The sequence below is a fragment of the Novosphingobium aureum genome (genome assembly GCF_015865035.1).
Lineage (GTDB): Bacteria > Pseudomonadota > Alphaproteobacteria > Sphingomonadales > Sphingomonadaceae > Novosphingobium > Novosphingobium aureum.
On the sequence record NZ_JADZGI010000002.1, the window covers coordinates 302,980 to 329,128 of the forward strand.

Annotated in this window: 27 protein-coding genes; 14 read left to right on the top strand and 13 right to left on the bottom strand. The window is 66.4% G+C overall.

What is annotated here, in order from left to right; translation table 11 throughout:
- Window positions 1-2: 2 nt before the first annotated feature.
- Window positions 3-1,202 carry a nitrilase-related carbon-nitrogen hydrolase gene (locus tag I5E68_RS14510; RefSeq protein ID WP_197165245.1) on the top strand — a complete coding sequence of 400 codons (1,200 nt, stop codon included), beginning with the start codon at window positions 3-5 and terminating at the stop codon, window positions 1,200-1,202.
- On the opposite strand, the gene I5E68_RS14515 is transcribed toward I5E68_RS14510, so the two are convergent.
- Window positions 1,195-2,112 carry an MBL fold metallo-hydrolase gene (locus tag I5E68_RS14515; RefSeq protein WP_197165247.1) on the bottom strand — a complete coding sequence of 306 codons (918 nt, stop codon included), beginning with the start codon at window positions 2,110-2,112 and terminating at the stop codon, window positions 1,195-1,197. The two genes, I5E68_RS14510 and I5E68_RS14515, sit on opposite strands and share 8 nt — an antisense overlap.
- Window positions 2,113-2,281: 169 nt before the next feature.
- Between I5E68_RS14515 and I5E68_RS14520 the strand changes: the two genes are divergently transcribed.
- Window positions 2,282-4,405: a prolyl oligopeptidase family serine peptidase gene (locus I5E68_RS14520; protein WP_197165249.1), complete on the top strand. Its 2,124-nt coding sequence runs from the start codon at window positions 2,282-2,284 to the stop codon at window positions 4,403-4,405.
- A 74-nt stretch (window positions 4,406-4,479) separates the two neighbouring features.
- Here I5E68_RS14520 and I5E68_RS14525 read toward each other — a convergent pair whose 3' ends face one another.
- Window positions 4,480-5,028: a pseudouridine synthase gene (locus I5E68_RS14525; protein WP_197165252.1), complete on the bottom strand. Its 549-nt coding sequence runs from the start codon at window positions 5,026-5,028 to the stop codon at window positions 4,480-4,482.
- Window positions 5,029-5,104: 76 nt separating this feature from the next.
- Between I5E68_RS14525 and I5E68_RS14530 the strand changes: the two genes are divergently transcribed.
- Window positions 5,105-6,403, top strand: a complete 1,299-nt coding sequence (locus tag I5E68_RS14530; RefSeq protein WP_197165254.1) for a DUF2254 domain-containing protein — start codon at window positions 5,105-5,107, stop codon at window positions 6,401-6,403.
- Window positions 6,404-6,408: 5 nt separating this feature from the next.
- Here I5E68_RS14530 and I5E68_RS14535 read toward each other — a convergent pair whose 3' ends face one another.
- Window positions 6,409-7,395: a TerC family protein gene (locus I5E68_RS14535; protein WP_197165256.1), complete on the bottom strand. Its 987-nt coding sequence runs from the start codon at window positions 7,393-7,395 to the stop codon at window positions 6,409-6,411.
- 83 nt (window positions 7,396-7,478) lie between these two features.
- Window positions 7,479-7,652 (bottom strand): DUF465 domain-containing protein, encoded by a 174-nt coding sequence (locus I5E68_RS14540; RefSeq protein ID WP_197165258.1) that lies wholly within the window; start codon window positions 7,650-7,652, stop codon window positions 7,479-7,481.
- Between the two features lie 366 nt (window positions 7,653-8,018).
- Between I5E68_RS14540 and I5E68_RS14545 the strand changes: the two genes are divergently transcribed.
- From I5E68_RS14545 to I5E68_RS14570, 6 genes are all read left to right on the top strand, one after another.
- Window positions 8,019-8,912 (top strand): SPFH domain-containing protein, encoded by an 894-nt coding sequence (locus I5E68_RS14545; protein ID WP_197165259.1) that lies wholly within the window; start codon window positions 8,019-8,021, stop codon window positions 8,910-8,912.
- A 21-nt stretch (window positions 8,913-8,933) separates the two neighbouring features.
- Window positions 8,934-9,134, top strand: a complete 201-nt coding sequence (locus tag I5E68_RS14550; RefSeq protein ID WP_197165260.1) for a type II toxin-antitoxin system antitoxin — start codon at window positions 8,934-8,936, stop codon at window positions 9,132-9,134.
- A 3-nt stretch (window positions 9,135-9,137) separates the two neighbouring features.
- A complete protein-coding gene (locus I5E68_RS14555; RefSeq protein WP_197165261.1) occupies window positions 9,138-9,407 on the top strand; it encodes a hypothetical protein in 270 nt (89 codons plus the stop codon).
- Window positions 9,408-9,518: 111 nt separating this feature from the next.
- Entirely contained in the window at window positions 9,519-10,496 is a 978-nt protein-coding gene (locus I5E68_RS14560) for a right-handed parallel beta-helix repeat-containing protein (RefSeq protein WP_228727206.1), read from the top strand.
- A gap of 73 nt (window positions 10,497-10,569) precedes the next feature.
- Window positions 10,570-10,929, top strand: a complete 360-nt coding sequence (locus I5E68_RS14565) for a hypothetical protein (protein WP_197165262.1) — start codon at window positions 10,570-10,572, stop codon at window positions 10,927-10,929.
- A gap of 70 nt (window positions 10,930-10,999) precedes the next feature.
- Window positions 11,000-11,302, top strand: a complete 303-nt coding sequence (locus I5E68_RS14570; protein ID WP_197165263.1) for a hypothetical protein — start codon at window positions 11,000-11,002, stop codon at window positions 11,300-11,302.
- Window positions 11,303-11,435: 133 nt separating this feature from the next.
- Here I5E68_RS14570 and ribA read toward each other — a convergent pair whose 3' ends face one another.
- From ribA to I5E68_RS14610, 8 genes are all read right to left on the bottom strand, one after another.
- Window positions 11,436-12,572 (bottom strand): GTP cyclohydrolase II, encoded by a 1,137-nt coding sequence (ribA, locus tag I5E68_RS14575; RefSeq protein ID WP_197165681.1) that lies wholly within the window; start codon window positions 12,570-12,572, stop codon window positions 11,436-11,438.
- Window positions 12,521-13,309 (bottom strand): exodeoxyribonuclease III, encoded by a 789-nt coding sequence (gene xth, locus I5E68_RS14580; protein ID WP_197165264.1) that lies wholly within the window; start codon window positions 13,307-13,309, stop codon window positions 12,521-12,523. Before xth ends, ribA begins: the two co-directional genes overlap by 52 nt.
- A 432-nt stretch (window positions 13,310-13,741) precedes the next feature.
- Window positions 13,742-14,428: a LolA family protein gene (locus I5E68_RS14585; protein ID WP_197165266.1), complete on the bottom strand. Its 687-nt coding sequence runs from the start codon at window positions 14,426-14,428 to the stop codon at window positions 13,742-13,744.
- A gap of 43 nt (window positions 14,429-14,471) precedes the next feature.
- Window positions 14,472-14,639 carry a 50S ribosomal protein L33 gene (rpmG, locus tag I5E68_RS14590; protein WP_039391223.1) on the bottom strand — a complete coding sequence of 56 codons (168 nt, stop codon included), beginning with the start codon at window positions 14,637-14,639 and terminating at the stop codon, window positions 14,472-14,474.
- Window positions 14,640-14,782: 143 nt separating this feature from the next.
- On the bottom strand, window positions 14,783-15,565 hold the full coding sequence (ppk2, locus tag I5E68_RS14595; protein ID WP_197165268.1) for a polyphosphate kinase 2: 783 nt from the start codon (window positions 15,563-15,565) through the stop codon (window positions 14,783-14,785).
- Window positions 15,566-15,581: 16 nt separating this feature from the next.
- The gene (locus I5E68_RS14600) at window positions 15,582-16,394 is read right to left on the bottom strand and encodes an undecaprenyl-diphosphate phosphatase (RefSeq protein WP_197165270.1); all 813 of its coding nucleotides are present in this window, start codon (window positions 16,392-16,394) and stop codon (window positions 15,582-15,584) included.
- A 107-nt stretch (window positions 16,395-16,501) separates the two neighbouring features.
- Window positions 16,502-18,643, bottom strand: coding sequence for a M13 family metallopeptidase (locus I5E68_RS14605; RefSeq protein WP_197165272.1), 2,142 nt, complete (start codon window positions 18,641-18,643; stop codon window positions 16,502-16,504).
- Window positions 18,644-18,806: 163 nt separating this feature from the next.
- Window positions 18,807-20,708 carry an ABC transporter transmembrane domain-containing protein gene (locus I5E68_RS14610; protein ID WP_197165273.1) on the bottom strand — a complete coding sequence of 634 codons (1,902 nt, stop codon included), beginning with the start codon at window positions 20,706-20,708 and terminating at the stop codon, window positions 18,807-18,809.
- Window positions 20,709-20,967: 259 nt separating this feature from the next.
- Between I5E68_RS14610 and I5E68_RS14615 the strand changes: the two genes are divergently transcribed.
- The 5 genes from I5E68_RS14615 to I5E68_RS14635 all read left to right on the top strand — a co-directional run bounded on the left by I5E68_RS14615 (window position 20,968) and on the right by I5E68_RS14635 (window position 25,403).
- Window positions 20,968-22,233, top strand: a complete 1,266-nt coding sequence (locus tag I5E68_RS14615; RefSeq protein ID WP_197165274.1) for a polyhydroxyalkanoate depolymerase — start codon at window positions 20,968-20,970, stop codon at window positions 22,231-22,233.
- Window positions 22,234-22,390: 157 nt separating this feature from the next.
- On the top strand, window positions 22,391-23,029 hold the full coding sequence (locus I5E68_RS14620) for a murein L,D-transpeptidase catalytic domain-containing protein (RefSeq protein WP_228727207.1): 639 nt from the start codon (window positions 22,391-22,393) through the stop codon (window positions 23,027-23,029).
- A 90-nt stretch (window positions 23,030-23,119) separates the two neighbouring features.
- Window positions 23,120-23,767 carry a TetR/AcrR family transcriptional regulator gene (locus I5E68_RS14625; RefSeq protein WP_197165275.1) on the top strand — a complete coding sequence of 216 codons (648 nt, stop codon included), beginning with the start codon at window positions 23,120-23,122 and terminating at the stop codon, window positions 23,765-23,767.
- Window positions 23,768-23,808: 41 nt separating this feature from the next.
- Window positions 23,809-24,831: an XdhC family protein gene (locus I5E68_RS14630; protein ID WP_197165276.1), complete on the top strand. Its 1,023-nt coding sequence runs from the start codon at window positions 23,809-23,811 to the stop codon at window positions 24,829-24,831.
- Window positions 24,828-25,403, top strand: coding sequence for a nucleotidyltransferase family protein (locus tag I5E68_RS14635; protein WP_197165277.1), 576 nt, complete (start codon window positions 24,828-24,830; stop codon window positions 25,401-25,403). The genes I5E68_RS14630 and I5E68_RS14635 overlap by 4 nt, the downstream gene beginning before the upstream one ends.
- 45 nt (window positions 25,404-25,448) lie before the next feature.
- Here the strand turns inward: I5E68_RS14635 and I5E68_RS14640 are convergent, their stop codons facing one another.
- Window positions 25,449-26,021 carry a YqgE/AlgH family protein gene (locus I5E68_RS14640; protein WP_323982182.1) on the bottom strand — a complete coding sequence of 191 codons (573 nt, stop codon included), beginning with the start codon at window positions 26,019-26,021 and terminating at the stop codon, window positions 25,449-25,451.
- Window positions 26,022-26,149: the final 128 nt, after the last annotated feature.

The following is a 26,149-nucleotide window of genomic DNA, read 5'->3' on the forward strand; positions in this document are numbered from 1 at the left end:
TCATGCCCTCACGCCGCGACACCCTGCGCGCGGGCATGGCGCTCTCCGCAGGGGTCGCGAGCACGGCTGCAATCGCACACAAGGCGACACGCCCGATTGCAGCGCCGCGCCCGGCGATAGAGCCCTACCGCGCCGCCTGCGTCCAGACACGGGTGCTGCCGACCTTCACGCGCGACGGGGCGTTTCTCCCCGAAGCCCTTGCCGCCAACGTCGAGACCGTGGCGCAGGCGATCGAGCAGACTGCGGGCGAGAGCGGCGCGAAACTCCTCGTTTTCTCCGAGTTCTGCCTGCAATTGCCGCTCGCACGGCTCACCGCGCAGCAATGGCATGCGGGCGCAATTGCCGCCGACGGGCCTGAAGTCGAGCGGATCGCGCAGGCCGCCCGGCGTGCCGGGGCATATGTAGTGTTCAATCCGGTCGAGCGGATCGCGGACTTTCCCGGACGCTATTTTCTCTCGGGCATGCTGCTCGATCCGGACAACGGCCCGGTCCTCACCTATCGCAAGCTCTACGACCTCACCAACAAGACCCGCCCGGGCGACGTGCTCGATGAGTGGATCGCGCGCTTTGGCGAGGATTCGCTGTTTCCGGTCGCCGACACCGCAATCGGGCGCATCGCGGTGACCATCGGTACCGACCCGGTCTGGCCCGAGATGGTGCGCGACCTCGTGTTTCGGGGCGCTGAAGTGATCGCGACCTGCCTCGCCTCGCCGAACGCAGCGCCCAGCCACGTTTCGCGGCGCGGAGGAGACAGCCCGGATGCGCACGACCCGGTGATCCCGGTCATGGCCCGCCGGGTGCGCGCCTACGAGAACCTTGCCTACATGCTCACCGCGAACCTGGGCCCGACCGGCACGGCAGAAGCGCCTGGCCCCGGGATCATGCAGCCCAGCGAGATCGTCGACTTCCACGGCAACGTCATGGCCGCCTCGCGCGACGGCAGCGAAGGCGCAAGCCTCGCCACGCTCGACATTGAGGCGCTGCGCCGCGCGCGCTGTACTCCGGGGTCGGGCAATGTGCTGCTCCAGCTCCAGAGCGCCCTGCACGCACCCGGCTACGCCTCGGCCCGCTTCGCGCGCGCCAACGGCTTTGCACGGGTCGCACCCGTCGACGGCAGCGAGCACGCAGACCTGCAGCGCGCCGAAATCCGCGATCTCGTCGCGCGCGGCGTTCTCGTCGCGCCGGCCGAGGGGCTCAGTTGACGCCGCTTTCCTGCCCGCTCTCGGCGGCGAGCTGCGCATCGAGAGCCTTGGCGTAATATCTGCCGAGCCTGCGGCATGGCTCGGCTCCGGTAGCCCCGCTCGCCTGCGCGTGGGCAGGATGGCCCGCGATAACCCGGTCGCAGTCCAGTTCTGCGAGGCGCGCGAGCCCTTCGCGAAATGCGGAGAGGGCCGCGGCATTGGCGGGCGCCGAAAAGCGGTAGGTGCCATCGGTACGCGAGGTCAGGCTTGCTGCCGCGACGATCGTCTCGCAATTCGGCGCTCCTTGTGGCCCTGCGCAGCTTCGCCAGGACCAGCTCATGCTGCCCGGAGTGTGCCCCGGCGTCGCATGCGCGGTAACGACGAGATCGCCGAGCACGATCGTCTCGCCATCGGCAATCGTGCGCACCGACGCGACGGGTGGATAGGCGAAGAGCTCGCCAAGCTGCGGGTCGTTGCGCTCGCTGTGCCCGGCGCGCAGCACCGCCGCCCCTGCCGCGCTCGCCACGACCTGTGCCCCGCTCGCACGGACCAGCGCGGCAATGCCGCTGGCGTGATCGTAGTGCGGCTCGCTCGACAGGATGTAGCGCAAGTCGCGGATGTCATGCCCGATCATCGCGAGCTCTGTGGCGATCTGCGGTGCCCACTGCGCGAGCCCGGCATCGATCAGCAACAGACCCTCGCCGCTGTCGATCACCGTCACCGAGAGCATGGGCGAACCGAGCGCCCATGTCGCTCCGTGGACGAGCCGTGGCGCGCCCGGCTCCCCGAAGGCATCTGCGTACTCAAGGGCGATGGGCTTCGTGAGCGGATCGTCCTTCGCTCCTGCATCTTGCGCAGCATGGCTGCCCGAAGCGAACATGAACGCCATCGCAGCTGTAAACGCGCAGACCACGCCCCGAACTGTGCCCATCACCGTTTCCCTCCTGAATTGCCACCCGGCCACGGACCGCAGCAAAGACCATTGGAGCAGAGATAGCCAGCCAGCGCGTCCGCTCTGACCGCGAGACGACAGGGCTGGCATCGCGCGGCGGCAGGGGCTAGCACCGCGCTTAACGGAAGTTTCAAGAGGTCGTTCGATCATGCCAGCCCCCCGCAAGATTAAGTTCGCCGCAGCGATAGCCGCCGCCCCCCTGCTCGTTGCCGCGACCGGCACGGCCTCCGGCGCCGATCCCTTTCTCTGGCTCGAGGACATCCATGGCGAGCGCGCGCTCCAGCAAGTCGAGACGTGGAACGCGGCGACCGACAAGACCCTTCGCGCGATGCCCGGTTTCGAGACCGATCGCGCCGCCGCCTTCTCGATCCTCACCGACGAGAGCCACATTGCCGCGCCCGGCACTGTCATGGGCGATGTCGTCACCAACCTGTGGCGTGACAAGGCCAATCCGCGCGGTGTCTGGCGCGAGGCGAGTCTGGCCTCCTTCACTGCGGGCAAGCCCGAATGGAAGACGCTGATCGACGTCGATGCTCTGGGCAAGGCCGAGGGCAAGAGCTGGGTCTGGCACGGCGCGGACTGCCTCGCCCCCGAATACGTGCGCTGTCTCGTCTCGCTGAGCCCGGGCGGCAGCGATGCCGACGTCGTGCGCGAGTGGAACCGCAAGACGGGCACGTTCGTCGAAGGCGGCTTCACGCTTCCGCAAGCCAAGAGCCGCGTGACCTGGGCCGATGCCGACACCCTGCTGGTCGCCACCGACTACGGCGAGGGTTCGCTCACCACCAGCGGTTACCCGCGCATCCTCAAGCGCTGGAAGCGCGGCACCCCGCTCGCCTCGGCAAGCCTCGTCAAGGAAGCGGGCGCGCAGGACATGGGGCTCGGCGTGTTCACGGCGATGGACGCCAAGGTGCGCCGCACTTTCGTGACGGTGAACAAGAGCTTCTACACCAAGGACATGTGGGTCGAGGGCAAGGACGGCAAGCTGATCGCCCTGCCCTTGCCCGAGAGCGCGGACTTCGAGGGCCTGATCGACGGCAAGCTGATCGCCTTCCTCAACAAGCCGCTGGGCACGCATCCCGCTGGCGCGCTGGTCAGCTGGACGCTCGCCGACATCCTCGCCGGAAAGCCGGGTGAACCGGTTTCGGTCTATGCGCCCGAGAAGTCGCAGGCGATCGAGAGCGTGACCACCACCGACCATGCCTTGTGGATCAAGCTGCTCGACGACGTCTCGGGCCGCCTGCTCCAGCTCGTCCCGCGTGACGAGACCACCTGGTCGGTGACCACCGTCGCCCTGCCCGACAACGCCACGATCAGCCTCGATGCCGCTGCCGACAAGGCCGACATGGCCTTCGTCACCGCGCAGTCGTTCCTCCAGCCGCCCACGCTCTATGCGGTGGACGCGAGCGGCACGCCCAAGGCGCTGCAGTCGCTGCCCGCCAAATTCGATGCCTCGGCTTTCACTCTCGAGCAGCACTTCGCCACCTCGAAGGACGGCACCAGGGTGCCCTACTTCCTCGCGCGCAAGAAGGGCACCAGCGGCCCGGTCCCCGCACTGGTCCACGCCTACGGCGGCTTCCGCGCCGCGCAGACGCCGACTTATCTCACCACCGAGCCCTATCGCGCCGGTCCGCTCGCGATGTTCTGGGTCTCGGACGGCAATGCCTATGTCCTCGCCAACATCCGCGGCGGCGGCGAATACGGCCCGGCCTGGCACGATGCGGCGCTGCGCGAGAACCGCCAGCGCGCCTACGAGGATCTCTATGCCGTCTCCGAGGACCTCGTCGCGCGCGGGATCAGCGCCAGGGGCAAGATCGCGGTCTCGGGCCGCTCGAACGGTGGCCTCATGGCAGGCGTCGCGCTGACCCAGCGCCCCGACCTTTACGGCGCGGCGATCATCGGCTCGCCGCTGCTCGACATGAAGCGCTACTCGCACATGCTCGCGGGTGCCTCGTGGATGGCCGAATACGGCGATCCGGACGTGCCGGGCGACTGGGCCTTCATCAAGACGTACTCGCCCTATCAGAACGTGAAGAAGGGCACGCATTACCCCGCGCCGTTCTTCTACCTCTCGACCGAGGACGACCGCGTGCATCCCGGCCATGCCCGCAAGATGGCCGCCAGGCTCCAGGGTTACGGGAACCCTGTTTTCTATCACGAGTACCGCGAGGGCGGGCACTCGGTCGGTGCGGACCCTGCCGAGGATGCGGTCCGCGCGGCGATGCTGCACGCTTACCTGAAGTACAATCTGGAAGGCGTGCGCCCGGCCAGCTAACACCGGAAGGGGCGGGGGCGTGCCCAAGCATGGCCCCGCCCGCCTTGCCGGTCAGATGACGGGTCCTTCGAGGCTCAAACCGCGATCTCGCGCCATTGCCCCGGCTGCAGCCCCTCGAGCGACCATTCTCCCACCTTCCAGCGCACCAGCCGCAAGGTCGGATGGCCGACGGCGGCGGTCATGCGCCGCACCTGCCGGTTGCGCCCTTCGTGCAAGGTCAGCTCGATCCAGCAGTCGGGCACCGACTTGCGGAACCGCACCGGCGGGTTGCGCGGCCAGAGCTCGGGTGCCTCGATGCGTCGCGCCCGGGCGGGACGCGTGGGCCCGTCCTTGAGCACCACGCCGCGGCGCAGGCTCTCGAGCGCCTCCTCGCCGATCTCGCCCTCGACCTGCACCAGATAGGTCTTGCCCAGCTTGTACCTGGGGTCCGAGATGCGCGCCTGCAGGCGGCCATCGTCGGTCAGCAGCATCAGCCCCTCGCTGTCGCGGTCGAGCCGCCCGGCAGGGTAGACGCCGGGGACATCGATATAGTCCGAAAGCGTCGCGCGCGGGCTCGGCGACCTGGCGTCGGTGAACTGGGGCAGGACCTCGAAAGGCTTGTTGAACGCGATCAGGCGGGTCATCGAGGGTCGGTTCCTGCGGAAGAGTGGGGAACAAGCGCGGTGCTGGCGCTCTTTGCGCCGTGGAGGGAAAAGGTCAATGATCGCCCGTTTGCATTCGGCCTGGCTCGCGCTGCGCGCCAGCTACTGGTTCTACCCCGCATTGTTCGCGGTATTCGGCCTCGTGCTGGCACTCGCCACCATCCATCTCGACCGGCACGGTGCCGCCGACTGGCTCGAGGGGCACAAGATGATCGTCCCGGTCCGTCCCGACGGTGCCTCCAACATGCTGGGCGTGCTCGCCAGCGCGATGATCGGCACGGCCGCGACCGTTTTCTCGATCACCATCGCCGCAGTCGCCTATGCCAGCGGCAATTATGGCCCGCGCCTCTTGACCAATTTCATGGAGGATCGCGGCAACCAGTTCAGCCTAGCGACCTTCATCGGCACCTTCGTCTATGCGATCACAGTCCTGCGCGCAGTTCGCACCGCCGAGGAGACCCCCGGCGGCCCTGCCGGTGCCTTTGCGCCGCAACTCTCGCTGCTCGTCGCCTTCGCGCTGATGATCGTCGCGGTCGGCGTACTGGTCTATTTCCTCCACCACATCCCGGCAAGCATCCGCATCAACGTCGTACTCGAATCGATCGGCAAGCGCCTGCTGACCGCGATCGAGAAGCGCTATCCGCAGAAGGGCGAGCGCGACCCCGCAGTCCGCCCCCTGCCCCACGGCAAGGCGGTGTGCGCGACCAAGACTGGCTACGTGCGCATCCTCGAGCTGGGCTCTCTGCTCGACATCGCGCGCGAGCACGATCTTCTGATCGGGCTGAACGTGCGCACCGGCGACTTCGTCTATCCCGGCGTCGAGATAGCCCGCACCGACGCGCGCCATCTGCCCGACGAGGTCGGCGAACAGATCCGCGCCTGCCTCGCGGTGGGCGCCACGCGCACCACCGAGCAGGATCTCGAATTCTCGATCGACGAACTGGTCGAGATCGCCTTGCGCGCGCTTTCGCCGGGCATCAACGACCCTTTCACCGCGATCACCGCCCTGCACTGGCTGGGCGCGGCGACAGTCGCCTGCGGCACGCGCAATCTGGCTGCCGAGGACTGGAACGGCGGCGATCCGGCCTGCCCGCTCTCGCGCTGCCACAGTGACTTTGCGCACTTCCTCGAGCGTGGACTGGTCTCGACCCGCGGCGCGGTCGCGACCAGCCGCCTCGCCTCGCTGGTCGCGCTCGAGACCTTGGAGCGCGCAGCCCGGCTCGTCACCGGGCCGCATCGCCGCGCGCTGCTGCTCGCCGAGGCCGAAGCGCTCGTCGAACAGGCGCAGCATCATCTCGTCGGCCCCGACCTCGCGGACGTACGCCAGCGGCTCGAGGTCGTGCGCGCTTCTGCCTGAGACGATCAGCCCGACCCGCCTGTGGGCTTCTCGCCTGCAGTGCGCACCAGCGACCAGACCACGCCGCCCGCAATCAGGGCGAGCGTCACGCCAAGGCTGAGCAGCGGCGGAAACTTGGCGCCGCCCAGCAGGAAGTCCGAGACGAAGATCTTGCCGCCGATGAACACGAGCACCAGCGCCAGTGCGTATTGGAGGTAGTGGAAGCGGTGCACCATCGCGGCGAGCGCGAAGTAGAGCGCGCGCAGGCCCAGGATCGCCATGATGTTCGAGGTGTAGACGATGAACGTGTCGGTGGTGATGGTGAAGATCGCCGGGACCGAATCGACCGCGAACACGAGGTCGGCAAGGTTGATCACCACCAGCGCGAGGAACAGCGGCGTCGCCGCCCAGGCCATGCCGCCGCCGGCCTTGCCCTGCCGGACGAAGAAGTGGTGACCATGGTGCTCGCGCGTGACGCGCATGTGGCGTGATATCCAGCGCACCACGCGGTTGTTGCCGATGTCGGGATCGTGCTGCCCGGTGAACAGCATCTTCACCCCGGTGAAGACGAGGAAGCCTGCGAACAGGTACATGACCCAGTAGGCCTTGGCGATCACCGCCGCGCCGCCCGCGATCATTGCCCCGCGCAGCACGATCACCGCGAGGATGCCCCAGAGCAGCGCCCGGTACTGGTAGCGCGGCGCGATGGCGAAGAAGCCGAAGATCATCGAGATCACGAAGACGTTGTCGATCGAGAGCGCCTTCTCGATGAAATAGCCGGTGAAGTACTCGAGCCCTGCGTCCTGACCTTTCTGCAGCCAGACCCAGCCGCCGAAGAGCATGGCGATGGCAATGTAGAAGACCGAGAGCTTGATCGATTCGGCGATGCCCATCTCGCGGTCGTCCTTGTGCAGGATGCCAAGATCGAACGCGGTGAGCGCGATGACGAGGCCGACGAAGGCCAGCCAGAACCAGGCCGGGGTCCCCAGCCAGAAGTCGTTGAGAAATTCCATGATGGTGCAACCGTTGGACGGGTCGAAAGGATGCGCCGGCGCGAGGAAGGGGTACTACGCGCCGGCGCGGGGATCGGGCTGCGTCAAGCAGGCTGCATGGGGGCAGACAGCCGCGAGAGCCCGTCCCTGATCGTCGATTTCGCGAGGTGCAGGCTGAACAGCTCGGCCGGGTCGACCTGCTTGCGACGCTGCGCGATGCGCAGCAGCGCATCGAGACGCTGAAGGCGTTCCAGCATGCGAAACTTGGTATTGGTCATATCACGTTCCCTATCGAACGGGTTGAGTTCGATCGGACGAGACTTTCAGCGATCCTCGAATGGCCGGTTCGCCCGGCGCTGTCCTTCGCGGATGGATCCCTTGGATTTGCTAAGGTCAGGATCCTGCATCGGGTCTCACCCGATGCGGTCCGACATCACGTGGCGCTCGTGAAAAGGCAGGATAACCGCCAATCCTTCGAAGCGCCGCGCCAGAGGGGCCCGGCCCGCAAGTCCTTAATAGGACCAATTCACTCCGCTTTCAAGGCGCTTCGAACAGCAGCCCCGGGCGAGATGAACCCGGATTTCATTGACGAATGGGTCAAAACGATATTATAGTGACATCACTTTTTAACGGGGGAGAATCTGATGACTGATCCGGACAAGCCCATGAACGCGAGCCGCGAGCGCCCCGCGTCCGCCTTCAACGGCTATGTCATGCTGTTCGTGCTGGCAGGCCTCGTGCTGCTTGCCCTGTTCAGCGTTGTCGGCGGAGTTAGCGCGGGCTCCCCGTTCTTCCTGCTGCTGCTGGTGCCTTGCGCGCTTGCCGCGCTGCTCGTGCTTCCCGGCTTCTACATGGTCCAGCCCAACCAGGGCGCGGCCATCGTCCTGTTCGGCAGCTACCGCGGGACCGATCGCACGACGGGCCTGCGTTGGACCTGGCCCTGGATGATGAAGACCAAGGTTTCGGTCCGGACCAACAACATCGTCTCGGAAAAGCTCAAGGTGAACGACCTGCGCGGCAATCCGGTCGAGATCGCCGCCAATGTCGTGTGGCGTGTCGCCGACACCGCGCAGGCGCTCTACGACGTCGACGATTACAGGGCCTTCGTCGACGTCCAGATCGAGGCCGCGGTACGCACCATCGGCTCGCGCTATCCCTACGACGGCGAGGACGAGGACATGACCCTGCGCGGAAGCCACGAGGCGGTTAACACCGAATTGCGCCACGAGCTCAACGACCGCCTGCGCGTGGCCGGCGTCACCGTCGACGAGTGCGGCCTCACGCACCTTGCCTATGCCCCCGAGATTGCCGGCGCCATGCTGCGCCGCCAGCAGGCAGAAGCGGTGATCGCGGCAAGGCGCAAGCTGGTCGAGGGTGCGGTCTCGATGGTCGAGATGGCGCTCGATGAGCTGTCCAGCAAGCAAGTGGTCGAGCTCGACGACGAGCGGCGCGCAGCAATGGTCTCAAACCTGATGGTGGTACTGTGCGGCGAGCGCGACACCCAGCCGGTGGTCAATGCCGGGTCGCTGTACAACTAGGATCGATACGACGGTAACGAGATGCCCAGTCCGGCAAAGAAGGCTTTTGCGCTCAGGCTCGATCCTGCGCTGCACGAGGCGCTCGAACGAGTCGCGGCAGCCGACCTGCGCTCGGTCAATGCCGAAGTCGAAGTGTTGCTGCGCGAGGCGCTGGCCCGGCGCGGGGTCAAGGTGAAGCCAAGCGAACCGCCGCGCCGCGGTCGCCCGCCCAAAGGAGACTAGGTGATGCTGCACAAGCTGTTCGCAAAAGGCGACTGGTTCGCCCCCAAACGCTTCGGTTATGGTGCCGGGCTGCCCATAGCCTGGCAGGGCTGGGCCCTGATCGTGGCATGGCTGGCCAGCCTTGCCGGTCTGGTTCGCGCGCTACAGGAGCCATCGAGCCTGCCTGCCACGCTAGCCGGAGCGCTCTTCGCGCTTGTCACTGCGATCTTCGTCAGTCTCGCCGCGAAGCGCACGCGCGGCGGATGGAAATGGCGCTGGGGTGAGCGCGACTAGAAAATCCGCTCTTTTCCGCAGCTACTTACAAGCCACTGGAACGGCGTTCCTTTTCGGGACGCGATCAAAGCTGTTTACGCCTTGGCCACCGCTGCGGTGTAAACGCGGTGCATGAACCTCGCGCCCCGAATCGCACGCCAGATCGGCCACCTGCTCATGCTGGCTACAGGCCCGCTCCTGCCAGCAGGTGCAGCCCTCGCCCAGCAGGCCTCCCAGCCGGAACTCAAGGCCTATATCGTCGTGGAGACCGGGCGTAGCTACGGGCGGTTGCAGGACGCGATCGATGCCATCGGCGCGGGGCGCGGCACGATCCGCATGGCCCCTGCCCGGCTTGCCGACTGCGGCATCCAGACGCAGGGCGACGTTACCTACGAGGCACAAGTGCCGGGTCAGGCCGTGCTCGACGGGCGGGCCTGCGAGGACAAGGCGGCACTGGTCCTGCGCGGACGCTCGGCACGGGTCAGCGGCATGGTCTTCGCCAACATCCGCGTGCCCGACAAGAACGGCGCTGGCATCCGCCTCGAACACGGCAGCCTCTCGGTCTCCCAGTCGTGGTTTCGCGACAGTGAGCAGGGCCTGCTGACCGGCGACGATCCTGCCGCCTCGATCACCATTGACAAGTCAACCTTCACCCGGCTGGGCACCTGCGAGGGTTCGGGCTGCGCCCACTCGATCTATATCGGCAACTACGGATCGCTGAGCGTGACGCGCAGCCGTTTCGAGGCAGGTACGGGCGGACACTACGTCAAGAGCCGCGCCGCGCGCGTAGCCATCCTGGGCTCCAGCTTCGACGATACCCGCGGCCGCGCGACCAACTACATGATCGACCTCGCCGACGGATCGACCGGTCGGATCGCGGGCAACTGGTTCGTGCAGGGGCGCGACAAGGAGAACTATTCCGCGTTCATTGCCGTTGCCGCCGAGCACCGCAATCATTCCTCGGGCGGGCTGGTGGTCGAAAACAACGACGCGCGATTTGCGCCCGGCATCGACAGGCGCAGCGCCTTCGTCGCCGACTGGTCGGGCGATGCCGTGAGCTTGGGCGAGAACCGCCTTGGCAGCGGTCTCGTGCGCTACGAACAGCGCTGACAAGCGGCAACTGCTGCCCCCGTCGAATTCTCGGCCATTGCCGCAGCAGCCTAGCAGCGCTATCTAGGCGACCATGTCCCCCCGCCTGATCATCCTGTTGCGCATGCGCATCTGGGGCCTGCTGCTGCTCGCCGCGATCGGCCTGCAGGCGGCGGAACCCATTCGTGCGCCGCTCGAACGGGCGAGCGGATCGGCCTGGAGTTCGGCGACGAGCGAGCTTGCGCTCGCCTCGACCCGCCGCGGCGAGGATGCCTCGGTCCAGCCACAGCCCCAGCCGCCCGAGCCGATGGCTCCGGCGCTCGGTCGACCTGCACCGCCCGAAACCGAACGCCTCGTACAGGCTTCGGCCTCGCCCTGGTTCGATGCCCGCGGACCGCCTTGGGACGAGCACCCGGCAAGACCACCACGCTCGACCGCCCCTCCCGTCGCCTGAAACGCCGCTCGCAAGCGGTGCGCCGATCCTCGCGCGCCGCTCAAGAACACGTTTTCAGGACGATTTTTCCATGCCCATCGATAACGCCGGCGTTGTTGCCGCAGACGAACGGACGCTCGTCGCCCAGCTTCTGAGCCGATACCCGGACAATCTCGAAGACGGCGATCTCGCCTATCTCGACAACTGGTTCGATCGCATTGCGACCCCGCTCGATCTCGGCCTTCTCGCCGCAGACCCCGCGATAACCGCCCAGTACAAAGCCTACCGCGCAACGCACGTGGATCGCTTCAAGCCGAAAGACATCGGCAAGGCAGTCCTTTTCGCAGGCGCGGTTGCCGCCGTCGCGGGTGCCATTTCCCTTTTGGCACCGTGACGGCGAGGCCGGGGCGCGGTTCCCCCCTCAGCATCCCGCCCGCGCCCCGGCCTAACGCATCGAAGAACAGTAGTGCAGCCACGCCCCGCGAGGCCTGCGGCACACAAACGCCGGGGCCTCGTGCATCCAGCAATTACAGGATGTGGCCGGTCCGGTCGCGCTTGGTATCGAGGTAGCGCGCATTGTGCGGGTTGGCGGGCAGTTGGTGCGGGACGCGCTCGAGCACGTCCACGCCGACGCCGCGCAGCGCCTCGACCTTGGCGGGGTTGTTGGTCATCAGGCGGATCGCGGGAACGCCGAGCAGCTCGAGCATGCGCGCGGCAACCGGAAAGTCGCGCGCTTCGGTCGGCAGGCCCAGACGGTTGTTGGCATCGACCGTGTCGAAGCCCTGGTCCTGCAGGCGATAGGCGCGCAGCTTGTTGACGAGCCCGATGCCGCGCCCTTCCTGGCGCATGTAGAGCAGCACGCCCCATCCACCCGCTTCGGCCTCACGTGCCATCGCCGCAAGCGCGGCCTTGAGCTGCGGCCCGCAGTCGCACTTGAGCGAGCCGAGGATGTCGCCGGTTAGGCATTCGGAATGCAAGCGCACGAGCGGCGGCTTCTCGCCGTTCTGTGTACCGATCACCAGCGCGACATGTTCGCGCAGGTCATCGAGCGAACGGAAGGCGACGATCTCGGCATTCTCGCAGACCTCGACCGGCAGCCGCGCGCGCGAGGCGACGAGCAGACGGCGGGTATCCTTCCACTCGGCAAGATCCACGCCCGAAACCTGCTGCACTTCGCCCATCAGGTCGGGCAGGACGAGAAACGCAGGCAGGATGCCGGCGATCCGCGCCAGCTCCATCGCGGTGCGGGCAGCCTCGGGCTGTTTCATTGATTCAGCCGCGAAAGGCCCCTTCATCGGATGCACGAGATCGAGCGCCGGATCGGCGATCGCGCGAGCGAGATCGAGGTCGAAGACTTCCGCCCCCCGGATCAGCACCGGCGCCTCGGGCACCGCAGCCTCGCGCTGGTTGGCAAGCTTGAGCGTCACCGCCCGGGCTGCGGAGATCAGCATGCGCGGTCCGGTCAGGCCGGGCGCGAAACCGGTCTCGACCGGCAAGAGCGCAGGCCCCTCGCCGATACGGATCGGCCAGCCATGGCGCAGCGCGTCGATTGCCAGCGCAACTCGGCGCGCACCGGCCGACGGCAGTGCCCCGACAGGAAGGTCCTGAGCGCTCAGAGCGAGAACTCCGTCACGAGCGGGATGTGGTCGCTCGGCTGCTCCCAGCGACGCGTCTCCTCAACGAAATGGTGCCCGGTCGCCTGCGCCGCGAGATCGGGCGAGGCCCACATGTGGTCGAGGCGGCGCCCCTGGTCCTTCTGGCGCCAGTAGCTGCGGTAGGACCACCAAGAATAGTTGCGCTCGGGCGCAGGGATGAACTTGCGGCCAAGGTCGACCCACTCGTGCGCGGCTTGCAGGCGTGCCAGCGTCTCGACCTCGATCGGGGTGTGACTGACGACCTTGAGCAGCGCCTTGTGGTCGTAGACGTCGCATTCGAGCGGGGCGATGTTGAAGTCGCCGACGATCATGGTCGGACGGTCGATCTTTTCGCTCCAGCGGGTCATGCGCTCGAGGAAGTCGAGCTTCTGGCCGAACTTGGGATTGACCGCGCGGTCCGCGATATCGCCGCCGGCGGGAATATAGACGTTCTCGAGGATCATCCCCTTACCCGCGCCCTGCAACTCCACGCCGACGTGACGGGCCTCGCCGTTGTCCTGCCAGTCGTGGCGGCTGAACTCGACGAAGGGCACCTTCGAGACGGTGGCGACGCCATGATAGCCCTTCTGGCCGTGGATGGCGCGGTGGGTGTAGCCGAGGCGCTCGAACATCTCGTGCGGAAACAGGTGCTCGGCGACCTTGATTTCCTGCAGGCACAGGACGTCGGGGGCATGCTCGGTCAGGAAGCGTTCGACCTGGTCGATGCGCAGGCGGACGGAATTGATGTTCCAGGTGGCGATCTTCATGGCGCCCGCTTTAGGCATCGCCACGAGGAATTTCCAGTGGTGCGGGAGGATTGCCCTGCAGCCCGGATACAAGGACGCCGGAAACGACAAAACCCTCGAGCCGGGGGCAAGGGCTCGAGGGTCCTGTCAGCGTTCGTCACGCTTGATCAGGAAGCCGTTGGTGGAGGCTTGGGCAACAGGGGGGAAACCCGCCTCCCGTCTTCCTGACAAGACCTATGTAGGTGCTCGTGGCTGTCTGCCAAGTGAACGAAATTCAGGAAAGTGTCGCAGTTTGTCGCATGGTCGTGGCGAGTGGCGACAAGCTGCTCCGGGGCAGCGACCGGAGGGACAACGGCGCTGGCGGCACCCGCCGCCCTGCGCCACGCGGAAGCGCCCCCGGATCGCTCCGGAGGCGCTGCGTGATCTGACGGGAGCGGGCTTGGCCTCAGCGCCTCAGCGACGGCGCCGCGGTCGCGGATCGGTCCAGCGGAAGGCATTGTCGGCGACGGCGACGCCATAGCGCTGGTTGGTCAGCTGGATCGTCGTGCGCGTGTTCTGCGAATCGAGTGCGACCCAGTAGCTCAGCTCGAGCCCGCCGGGCGCAGAGGCCTTGCGCGTGAAGATCAAGGTGATGATCCCGTATTCGGGATGCCCCTTGTCGCGCACCTCGATCGAGATCACGTTGGGATTGCCGGTATCGATCACCCGACCGAACCTGGCGACGTCGCGGCCCGGATCGAGGAGCGCGCCGAGCGGGCTGTTCTTGATCGGCCAGCGCTGGACCTGATTGACCTCGTAGTCGATCATGGTGAGCGCCTTGCCGTCGCCGACGATCAGCATCGGCACGCCCTTCTCGTACTGGAAGCGGATGCGCCCCGGGCGCTTGAGGGTAAGCTCGCCCCCCACGCGCTGTCCGCTGCGATCGGTCTGGACGAAGTCGGCCTTCATCGTGTCGATCGCGCGCAGCGCCTTCACCGCCTGGTCGAGCTGGAGCGATGCGGACGGGGTGGCGGCCATGGCCGGGACAGGTGCCAGTCCGGCGACGAAGCCGGTGGCACAAATGCCAAGCGCGGCAGCTCCCATTGCGAAGGGAACGGCCGCGCTGGTGCACGAACTAAGGATCTTGGTCAGTATCTTCATTGCCGGGCCTCTTGCGTCCACGGCCTTGAACTGACCGTGAACCTTACTTGATCTTGGCTTCCTTGAACTCGACGTGCTTGCGCACGACGGGATCGTACTTGCGGAAGTTCATCTTCTCGGTCGTGTTCCGGGGATTCTTCTTCGTGACGTAGAAAAATCCGGTGTCAGCGGTCGAGACAAGACGGATCTTGACGGTTGCGGGCTTCGCCATGGCGGTTTCCTGTATCTCTCGTTTCAGCCGCCCTGGCAGGCCGGCATGGGAGTTGAAAAACATCGGGCGGCATCGAGACGCCGCCCTTCAAGGCTGCGGCCCATGCGCGATCGGCCGCTTCGAGTCAAGCGAAAGGGGGCCGATCAGGCCGACTTGAACGCAGGGATCGGCTTGAGAACGCCGAATTCCTCCTTCAGGGGCGCATGACCCAGCGGGGGGAAGTCGAGTTCGGGCGGCTCGATGTAGGTGTCGGGGAGCCGGTCGAGGAAATCGCGAATCAGCGTCAGGCGCCCCAGCTTCTGGTCGTTGAAGTCGACCAGCGTCCACGGGGCATGATCGCTGTGCGTCGCCGCGATCATCGCCTCGCGCGCATCGGTATAGGCCTGGTACTTGTCCCGGGCAGCCAGATCGACCGGGGAGAGCTTCCAGCGCTTGAGCGGTTCGTCCAGCCGTTCGCGCAGGCGCTCTTCCTGCATCTCCTGATCGCAGGTCAGCCAGTACTTGAACACCAGCATGCCATCATCGACGAGCGAACGTTCGAACACCGGGGCCTCGCGCAGGAAGCGCTCGACCTGGTCCTCGCTGGCATAGCCCATCACCTTCTCGACGCCGGCGCGGTTGTACCACGAGCGGTCGAACAGGACGACCTCGCCGCTGGCCGGCAGGTGCGGAACGAAGCGCTGGAAATACCACTGGCTCTGCTCGCGCTCGCTCGGAGCGGGCAGCGCGACGATGCGGCATTGGCGCGGATTGAGCCTGCCCGCCAGCGCCTTGATCGCCCCGCCCTTGCCGGCGGTGTCGCGTCCCTCGAACAGAACGACGATGCGCTGGCCGGTCACCCGTGCCCAGCGGGCCATGGCGACGAGTTCGGCCTCCATCGGCTCAAGAGCGGCTTCGTATGCCTTGCGCTTGAGCCGTTTCACCATGGAAGCCCCCTCTCCGTCAGCCCTGCGCCAGCAGCACCAGCGCCAGCGTACCCGCGACGATACGATACCAGGCGAAGGGCGAGAAGCCCGAACGGCTGACGAAGGCCATGAACGCCTTGATCACGACCAGCGCGACGATGAAGGAGACGACGAAGCCGATCGCGATCTCGCCCCAGCCGACCGGGCCCGATCCCGCCATCAGCGCATCGCGTGCGCCCCACAGTTCGAGCGTGGTCGCGCCCATCATCGTGGGAACGGCGAGGAAGAAGCTGAATTCGGCTGCGGTGCGACGCTCCACGCCCATCGCCAGCGCCCCCATGATCGTGGCGCCCGAACGGCTGACGCCGGGAACCATCGCAAGGCACTGCGCAAGCCCGACGCCCACGCACTGGCGCGCGGGCAGTTCGGCGACCCCGGTGAGCGGGCCGGGCTTGGCGATACGCTCGATCACCAGAATGGCGATGCCACCGATGATCAGGGCCCAGCCCACGACGTTGGGCGAACCGAGCAGGATGTCGATATAGTCCTTGAGCGCGAGCCCGAGGACAGCCGAGGGGATGAAGGCAAGCAGCACGTTGCGCACGAAGCGCAGCGAGACCGGCTCGAACTTGAGCAGGCCGGTACCGACCGCCCAGAAGGTGCGCCAGAACTGCACGATCACGGCGAGGATCGCACCGAGCTGGATGACGATGTTGAAGGTGGACCACTGCGCCGCGTCGTAACCGAACAGTCGCGTGGCGAGGATGAGGTGTCCCGTCGAAGAAACCGGGAGAAACTCGGTGAGGCCCTCGACGATGCCGAGGAGAATAGCTGTAAGTGTAAGATCCATCAGGGACGAAGGTCATGCAGCACGTGGCGGGCAAGTCAACCCGACACGCGCTGCACTGCAAAAAAATCCCTTCGAAACGGGTTCGAAACCGTTCCGCCTGCTGGTTTTTACCAGATCCGGACGCGGTCTTCCGGAGCCAGATAGAGGTCTTCGCCGGGCTTCACGTCGAAGGCCTTGTACCACTCGTCGAAGTTACGCACGATGCCGTTGATGCGGTAGTGCGGCGGCGAGTGCGGATCGGTGACGAGGTACTGGCGCGCCTGCTCCTCGCGCACCTTGCTGCGCCACACCTGCGCCCAGCCCATGAAGAAGCGCTGGTCTCCGGTGAAGCCGTCGATGACCGGCGCTTCCTTGCCATTCAATGACATCTTGTAGGCGCGGTAAGCGAGGCTGAGGCCACCAAGATCGCCGATGTTCTCGCCCATGGTCAGCTTGCCGTTGACGCAGGTCTGGCCATCGTCGAACGGGCACAGCGCATTGTACTGCTTCTCGAGCGCGTCCTGCAGCTTCTGGAAGTTGGCCTTGTCGCTGGCGGTCCACCAGTCGCGCATGTTGCCGGTACCGTCCGACTTCGAGCCCTGGTCATCGAAGCCGTGGCCCATCTCGTGGCCGATCACCGCGCCGATCGCACCGTAGTTCACGGCCGGGTCGGCGGTGAGGTTGAAGAACGGCGGCTGCAGGATCGCGGCCGGGAACACGATCTCGTTCATCGTCGAATTGTAGTAGGCGTTGACCGTCTCGGGGAGCATGCCCCACTCGCTGCGATCGACCGGCTCGCCGATGCGGTTCATCTGGAAATCGCTTCCCCACTTGCCCGCGGCCATCATGTTGCCGAGCGGATCGGTCGCCGAGAAGGTCAGACCCTCGTAGGTCTTGAACTCGTCGGGAGCACCGATCTTGGGCGTGAAGGCATCGAGCTTGGCCTTGGCTTCCTTGCGGGTCTCGGGCCCCATCCACGAGAGGTCCTGAAGGTTCGCCGCCATCGCCTTGCGCAAGTTGGCGACGAGCGCTTCCATCGCGGCCTTCTGTTCGGGCGGATAGTACTTTTCGGCGTAGATCTTGCCGACCAGTTCACCCGCCATGCCCTCGACCGCACTGACGCCGCGCTTCCAGCGAGCGCGCTGCTCGGGCTGGCCGGTCAGCGTGGTGCCGTAGAATGCGAAAGTCGCATCGTCGATGTCGCTGGGCAGCACCGAGGAGTGGCTGCGCAGGAACGCGGCGGCGAGCCAGGCCTGCCAGGTGGCGACGGGGACGTCGCTGACCATCTTGGCGACGGCGGGCATGCCCGGGCCGAACAGCGCAGGCACCTTGGCCGGCTCGATCTTGGCGGCCTGCAGCTCCTCAGCGCTCGGCGGCATCTCGCTCACCAGCACGTAATCCGCCTTGTCGGCACCCATCGTGCCGAGGAAGGTCGAGATAACGCCCGGCGCACCGAGCGCCTCGAACTCGGACATCGAGAGCTTGTTGTAGGTCAGGTCGCGGTTGCGGCCTGCCGCGCGGTCCCAGTCGGCCTGCGCCAACTGGGTCTCGAGCGAGAGCACCGCCTTGGCGGCTGCGGCAGGATCGGCATAACCAGCCTTGCCCAGCACGAACGTGAGATACTCGACGTACTTCTCGCGCAGCATGCGCGAGCGCTCGTCGGTCTTGAGGTAGTAGTTGCGATCGGGCAGTCCCAGCCCCGAGACATACGTGCGCAGCGCGTAGATCTCGCTCTGCTTGGGATCGCCGCTGACATAGGCACCGATCGGCGAAGCAAAGCCGGGCGTACCGAAGAGCGTCGCGAGATCGGTCGCGTTCTTCGCCGCGAAGATGCGGTTCAGGTAGGGCTGCGCAGGCGCCATTCCGGCAGCGTTGATCGCATCGGTATCCATGAATGCCGAGTAGGCAGCCGCGACGCGGGCCGCGTCACTGCCGGCGGCGGGCTTGCTGGCCAGCAGATCGTCCATGATCGTGTGCAGGCGCTGCTGCGACAGCTCGCTCAGCTCGATGAACGAGCCCCAGCGGGTGCGGTCGGCGGGAAGCTCGACAGTGGCATTCCACTTGCCGTTGACGAATTCGTCGAAATCATCGCCCGGCTTCACGGACTCGTCGATCCACTGCGTCTGCACGCCGAAATCGCCCCAGTCGGTCGAGACCGTCGCGGTCGCACCATCTGCATCGGCAGCCATGGCGGTCGAAGTGGAGAGGCTCATAACGATTGCGGACATGCTCGCAGCCGCGGCGAACGCGCGCGTTTTGAATTTGCTCATGAAACACCCTTTGCTCGGGCCGGAAACCCGGTTGCGTCGATTGAACGAAGTCAATCAATTCGCCGCAACATAATTGCAGCTTGCCGCAATGCCAGAGCTAAAATGTCGTTTGCAGATGCGAGTCTACGCTTCGTCGAAGTGCCGTAACCCGCGTGAGGCGCACTCAGACCTTGTCAGCCCTCGCTGCATCGAACTGCGCCGCGTCGAACTGGAGCGCCGCCAGGCGCGCATAGAGCCCGCCCGCCTGCGCGAGCGATTCGTGCGTGCCCTGTTCGACGATCTGGCCCCCGTCCATCACCACGATCCGGTCGGCCTTGCGCACGGTCGAGAGGCGGTGCGCGATGACCAGCGTGGTCCGATCCTGCATCAGATGCTCGAGCGCATCCTGCACGAGCCGCTCGCTTTCGGCGTCGAGCGCGCTGGTCGCCTCGTCGAGCAGCAGGATCGGCGAGTCGCGCAAGAGGGCGCGGGCAATCGCGATGCGCTGGCGCTGACCGCCCGACAGACGCGCCCCGTCCTCGCCGAGGAAAGTGTCGAGACCCTCGGGTAGCTGCGAAAGAAAGCCCTGGGCATTGGCCGCGCGTGCAGCCTCCCAGATCGCCTCGTCGCTGGCGTCCGGCTTGCCGTAACGCAAGTTCTCGCGGGCGCTGGCAGCGAACAGCACGCCTTCCTGCGGCACCAGCGCGATACGTGCGCGCACCTGGGCCGGATCGGTCGAGGTCAGCGGCACGCCGTCGATCTTGATCGCGCCGCCCTGCGGGTCGTAGAAACGCTCGGCGAGCTGGAACAGGGTCGACTTGCCCGCCCCCGAAGGGCCGACGATGGCGACAGTCTCGCCCGGCTCGACGGTAAGGTTGAAATCGACCAGCGCAGCCACGTCAGGGCGTGCCGGATAGCGGAAGGTGACCTTCTCGAACGCGATCTTGCCGCGTCCCGGCTCAGGCATGGCCTGAGCGCGCGCCGGGGCCGCGATCGCAGGACGCTCGGCCAGCAGTTCGGCAAGACGGCTGGCCGCGCCCGCTCCGCGCACGAGATCGCCGTAGACCTCGGTCAGCGAGCCGAAGGCCCCCGCAACGATGCCCGCGGTAACGACGAAAGCCGCGATGGTGCCGCCGGTGATTGTGCCCTCGGCAACGCCGATCGCACCGCGCCACATGATCGCGGTGATCGCACCGAAGATCAGGAACATGAGAACGCCCGTCATCACCGCGCGGATGTGGATGCGCTGGCGTCCGGTCTCGAAGGTGCTCTCGACCGCACCGGCGAAGCGCCCGGCCTCGCGTCCTTCCTGGTTGAAGGCCTGGACCACGCGCAGCGCGCCGAGGACCTCCGAGGTCATCGCGCCGATATCGGCGACGCGGTCCTGGCTCTTGCGGGCGACTGCACGCAAGCGCCTGCCGAACACCGTGATCGGCAGGATCACCAGCGGGATCGCTATGAGCAGGCCCGCCGTCAGCATCGGCGCGAGCGCGAAGAGATAGATCACCCCGCCGATCGCCATGATCACGTTGCGCAGCGCGACCGAGACGGTCGATCCGACGACCTGCTCGATCACCGCGGTGTCCGCGGTCATGCGCGAGGCGATTTCCTTGGGGCTGTTCTCCTCGAAGAACGAGGGCGCGAGGCTGAGCAGGTGCGATTGCACGCGAAGGCGAATGTCGGCGATGACCCGCTCGCCCAGCCAGGACACCGAGTAGTACCGGATGGCGGTCGCGACCGCGAGCACGACCACGACGCCAAGCAGCATCAGGAACCAGTTGCGGATCACGCCATGATCGGCGCCTTGCGCGAAACCCTGGTCGATGACCTGCCGGAAGCCGTAGGGGATGGCGAGCGTCGAGGTTGCCGTGGTGAGCAGCGCGAGGCCGGCGGTGACCATGCGCCCGGGGTAGTTGAACAGCTCGCGCCAGACCATCGCCAGCGGGCGAAGGCTGCGCTTGCTCTTGCCGGACGCGGCATCCTCGCCGGTCTGGGGAGCGTCGGGCGACGTCTCCTGCGAAGAGGGGCTCGTCTGATCGACGGTTTCGGGTGCGAGAGGTTCGGCCTGGCCGTTGCGGGCGTCCATTCGCGGGGCCTTACAACCTCATCCCGCTCAGGGGAAGTGCGCAGGAGGCTGCACATCACAGGTCTCGCCCATCCGCGCGCGGTAGCGCCCTCTGTTGCGACGATCAGGCAGGGCCGACCCTGGGAACAATTTCCCGGTCGTGATCGATCCTATATCGCTCACTATTCGGAAATGCCGCATTGCACCTGCACGCTTTAGCCACCAGATACGGGCAAACTCGCAGGCAACGAGCGGCCGAGCCGCGCTCTGGAGACACGTCTTGCTTTACAACGCTTACGAATTGCAGCGCACCATGCTCAGCGGCGCCGCGGCATGGGCCTCGGTTGGTGCGGAGATGCTGACTAATCCCGCCCTTCCCATGGGTTACTTCGGCCTGGGCCCGGTCATGGCATCCGCGCTCGACGTCTTCGCCCACGCCACCGCGCCGCGCGGCAAGCCCGATTTCGACATCGAGACCGTCGAGGTCGCGGGCAAGGATCATGCGATCACCGAATCGATCGTGCTGCACCGCCCCTTCGGCAACCTGCTGCGCTTCGAGCGCGACGATCTTCCCGCCGATGCGCCGCGTCTGCTGGTGGTCGCGCCGATGAGCGGACACTACGCCACACTGCTGCGCGGAACGGTCGCGCGCATGCTCGAATCGAGCGTCGTCTACCTGACCGACTGGGCCGATGCCAAGATGGTGCCGCAAAGCGCGGGCCGCTTCGATCTCGACGACTACATCGATTACCTGATCGACTTTCTCGATCACATCGGCCCAGGCGCGCACGTGCTCGCCGTGTGCCAGCCTTCGGTTCCGGCCTATGCCGCCGCCGCGGTGATGGGCAAGCACAAGCATCCGTGCCGCCCGGCGACGCTCACCATGATGGGCGGACCGATCGACACCCGCGAGGCGCCCACCAGCGTCAACGACGTGGCGATGAACCAGCCGCTCTCGTGGTTCGAACACAACGTGGTCGCGACGGTTCCGCTCACCTACCCTGGCGCTGGCCGCCGTGTGTACCCCGGCTTCCTGCAGCTCGCCGGCTTCATGGCGATGAACCTGGGCAACCACATGATGAGCCACTACGGCATGTTCAAGCATCTCGTCGAAGGCGATGGCGAGAGCGCGGCTGCCACCAAGGCCTTCTACGACGAGTACCGCGCGGTCTGCGACATGACCGCCGACTTCTACCTGCAGACGGTCGAGCACGTGTTCCAGAAGCACTCGCTGCCCAAGGGCGAATTCGTCCATCGCGGCGAGGTGATCGACCTTGGCGCGATCCGCGACACCGCCCTGCTCGCGGTCGAGGGCGAGAAGGACGACATCTCGGGCATCGGCCAGACCCGCGCCGCGCTGCACCTCGCGCCCAACCTGCCCGAGACCAAGAAGAAGTACTATCTCGCCGAGAGCGTGGGCCACTACGGCATCTTCAATGGCTCTAAGTGGCGCACCCGCATCGCTCCGGTGCTCGAGGACTGGATGCGCGAGCACGGGGCGAAACCGGCGAAGTCGGCGAAGAGCGCTGCGGCAAAGTCGGCCTGAACCCGATACCCGGCAAATCGAAGAGGGCGCCGCGTCACCTGACCCCGCGCCCTCTTCCGCTTCCAGCTTGCCTGCTGGCGGCAGGACGCGCCGAAACGGCGACCGGAGCGCGCCCGAGGCTCTGGTACTGGCCCCGGCGAAGTGATATGGTCACATCATGAAGAACCTTTGGGGTCGTCGCGAATTCATCACTGGTGCCATGGCGCTTGGCGCGGGCATGGCCCTGCCCGGGCGTGCTCTTGCGGCAAGCATCGGTGCAACCCCTGCTTCCACCACGCCTTACGAACGCCGCATCCTCGATGTTGCCGCGCAGCAGCTGCAGCGCGTCGGCGACGCTGTGTGGCGGCGCGATCTGGTCGGCATCGCCGATTTCGCCCAACCCTCGTGGAAGCCGCGACTGCATTTCGCCAACCTCGAGAACGGCTCGGTCCGCTCGTTCCTGCTCGCGCACGGACGCGGCTCGGACCCGGGCCATAGCGGCTGGCTGCAGAACTTCTCGAACCGCCCGGGTTCGCTCGCGACCTCGCGCGGCGCGTTCCTGACGGCCGAGTGGTATAAGGGAAAATACGGAACCTCGATCCGCCTGCTCGGCCTCGACGAGGACAACTCTATGGCGCTCGATCGCGCGATCGTCATGCACCCGGCCTGGTACGTCGACACTGCCATGATCGACAAGTGGGGCAAGCTGGGCCGCAGCGAGGGGTGCTTCGCAATGAGTGAAAGCAACTTCAACGAAGCCTTGTGGCACCTTTCGGGCGGACGACTGCTCTACGCGGATCGCATCGGCGAAGGCTGAGCGCGGCAAGCTCAACCTTTCACAAATATTTCTACAATATAATCAACCACCTGTTGGACAGGTGGCAACCTCGGTGATACGGGCGCGCAAATGACGCCTGACCTTCTGGATCTCAAGACCGACGCCCCCACCGATGCCCGCCAGATCCGGTCGCGAAAGGCGCTTCACGCAGCCCTCCTGTCCTTGCTGACCGAACGCCCCTTCGACCAGCTCACCGTGCGTGAGATCACCAAGCGCGCAGGGACCGGCTACGCTACTTTCTTCCGTCACTTCCAGACACGCGAAGCGCTTCTGGCCGACATCGCGATCGGACAGATTTCCGAGCTGCTGGACTTGATCCTGCCCACGCTGCGCCACGAGAGCGGCGAGCAGGCCATCCATCGCCTGTGCACTTTCGTCGAGGAAAACGAGAGCCTGTGGCGTGCCCTGTTGACCGGCGGCGCAGCCGACATCGTGCGTGCGCAAGTGCTGCGTCAGGCCCGCACCTGCAGCGACCGCGTGTCCGCCACCGCGCCGGGCATTCCCGCAGAGCTGGCCCTGACCCACGCCGTCAGCGCGACGATCGAGGTTCTGGCCTGGTGGCTACGTGCGACCCGCAGCAGCAACGCCGGGCAGGTGCCCGATGCAAGCACCGTGCAAGCACCGGATCAGCGGCACGATGCCATGCAGGTTGCCTCGATCCTGCAGCGCATGGTAGTCGCTCCGGTTATCGGCGACAGCGCGCCCCCGGCGGCCTGATCAGGGGAACCTGCGCCCTGTCCCGGACTTACGGGACGGACATGAACACCAGCGACATTTCCCAGACGACACCTGCCAGCGCCATGATGTCATCGGCCGACTGGCCCACTTTCGGCTGGGCAGACGACGTGCGCCCTGCACTAGCCGCGGCGATGGAGAGCGGCAGGAGCGCAGCACTCGCAACGCTCTACAAGGTCGAAGGCAGTGCGCCGCGCGGTCCCGCTGCGCAGATGCTCTTCACCCTCGACGACAATGGCGAGATCTGCGCCACCGGATATTTCTCGGGCGATTGCATCGAAGGCGACGTCGCTGGCCATGCCGCGCAGGTACTCGCCGAAGGCCTGCCGCGCCGACTGCACTACGGCGCGGGCAGTCCCTGGATCGATATTCGCCTGCGCTGCGGCGGCGCGCTTCACGTCCTCGTCGAACGCATCGCGCCCGACTGCCCGGTCGCAAGCGACCTGCTGCGTCATGCCCGCGAGCGACGCCCGTGCACGTGGATCAGCGACGGCGAGCAGCGCCGCGTCGAGACCGGCGGTGGCGAACTGCTCTCCCTGAGCGAAGAACCCTTCACGATTGCCCGGCGCTGCGATCCGCCACGGCGCGTCATCGTCTCGGGCGGAGACCCCGGCGCCCTTGCGGTTGCGCACCTTTGCGCCCTCGCGCGCTTCGCGACGGTGCTGGTCCAGCCCGACGGTCCGCAACAGCCGCCCCCCTTCGCGCTCGACAGCTACTTGCGCGAAAGTCCCTCCACGGCAGTCGAGTCGCTCGGGGTCGATCGCTGGAGCGCCTATATCGGCGCGACTCACGAAGACCACCACGATCTGGGCGGATGCCTTGCCGCCTTGCGCGGCGGTGCTGGCTATGTCGGGATGATCGGGGCACGCTCACGCGCGCCAGCACGCCTCGCCGCGCTCGAAGCCGCAGGAGCAAGCGCCGAAGAACTTGCCAGACTGCGCCTTTCCCCCGGCATGACCGGCCTTGGCAAATCCCCGTGGGAAGTCGCCACCGGTATCGTTGCCGAGATCATGCAGGCGCTCAACCCGGCGCGCGAGCGGTCATGAGCGCAGTCGCGGCGGTTCTCGCCGCAGGCTCGGCCAGCCGTTTCGGCGCAAACAAGCTTGGCGCGCTGCTCGATGGCAGGCCCTTGTTGTTCCACGCCATCGAGGCGGCGCGTGCTGCGCCCGTCTCGCAAGTGATCGTGGTTGCACGCGAAGGCATCGACACCGGCCAATGGAATGGCGTCCCGCCTGTCTCGGTTCTGACAATCGAGAGCAGCGCGCTCTCGCAATCGCTCAAGGTCGCAGCAAGCCGGGCAAGGTCGCTGGGAGCCAGCGGCCTTTACGTGTTCCTTGGCGACATGCCGCGCATCCCGCATGAGCTGGCGCACAAGCTGGCACACGAGATCGGCGACAACTGGGCTGCAGCCCCGCGCCACCACGGCCGGCCCGGCCATCCGGTCCTGTTCAGCGCCGCCGCGCTGCCGAGGATCGAGGGGCTGTCAGGCGATGCCGGTGCGGGAAAGTTGCTGCGCGAACGTTCCGATGTCGCCTGGCTGGACTGGCCCGATCCGGGGGTCACGCTCGACGTCGATCGACCCGCAGACCTCGAACGGCTGCGCGACACGCGAGGCTGAGAGCGCCCCCCGCACCCAGATCACGGCATGTTGTATCCCGGCGGCTCAGGCGTGGCCGGTCGTCGTGGCGAGCAACGCGGGGTCGATGCCCTCTGCCTGCCAGGCGGCCAGCCAGCGCTGCGAGGCGGGCATGTCGAAGATGACCTCGGCATCGCCTCGTGCGGCATACCAGCCGTGCTCGCGCATCTCGGCTTCGAGCTGCCCCTCGCCCCAGCCTGCATAGCCCAGTGCCATCAGCCAGCGCCGGGGACCGCGCCCCGCCGCAATCGCACGCAGGATATCCATCGAGGCCGAAACCGCGCAGAGCGGCCCATCCTCGCCATGGACCTCGATTGTGTCGCTTCCGCCCCAGTCGAGCGAATGAAGGATGAAACCGCGACCCGGTTCGACCGGACCACCGCGCAGGACCTCACGGTCGGCGCTGCCTTGCGGATCGATTCCCAGTTCGCCCAGCACCTCGTGGAACGTCACTCCGGCGCGTTCCTCTCCGATATTGAGCCCCATCGCGCCGTTTTCGTCATGCACGCACAGCACGTTCACGCTTCGCTCGAACCGCGCATCAAACATGCCCGGCATCGCCAGGAGCATACGCCCTGCAAGATAGTGTCCTTCGTTCACCGCCCCAGTCTACCGCCTTCGCCGCAATCGACAAGATCGACGAAGGTCCCGGAGCCTGCAAACGCCACGCTTGAGCCACCCGCACCGCCCCGCGCGTTCGACTGCGCGATACGCAACATCCCATGGTT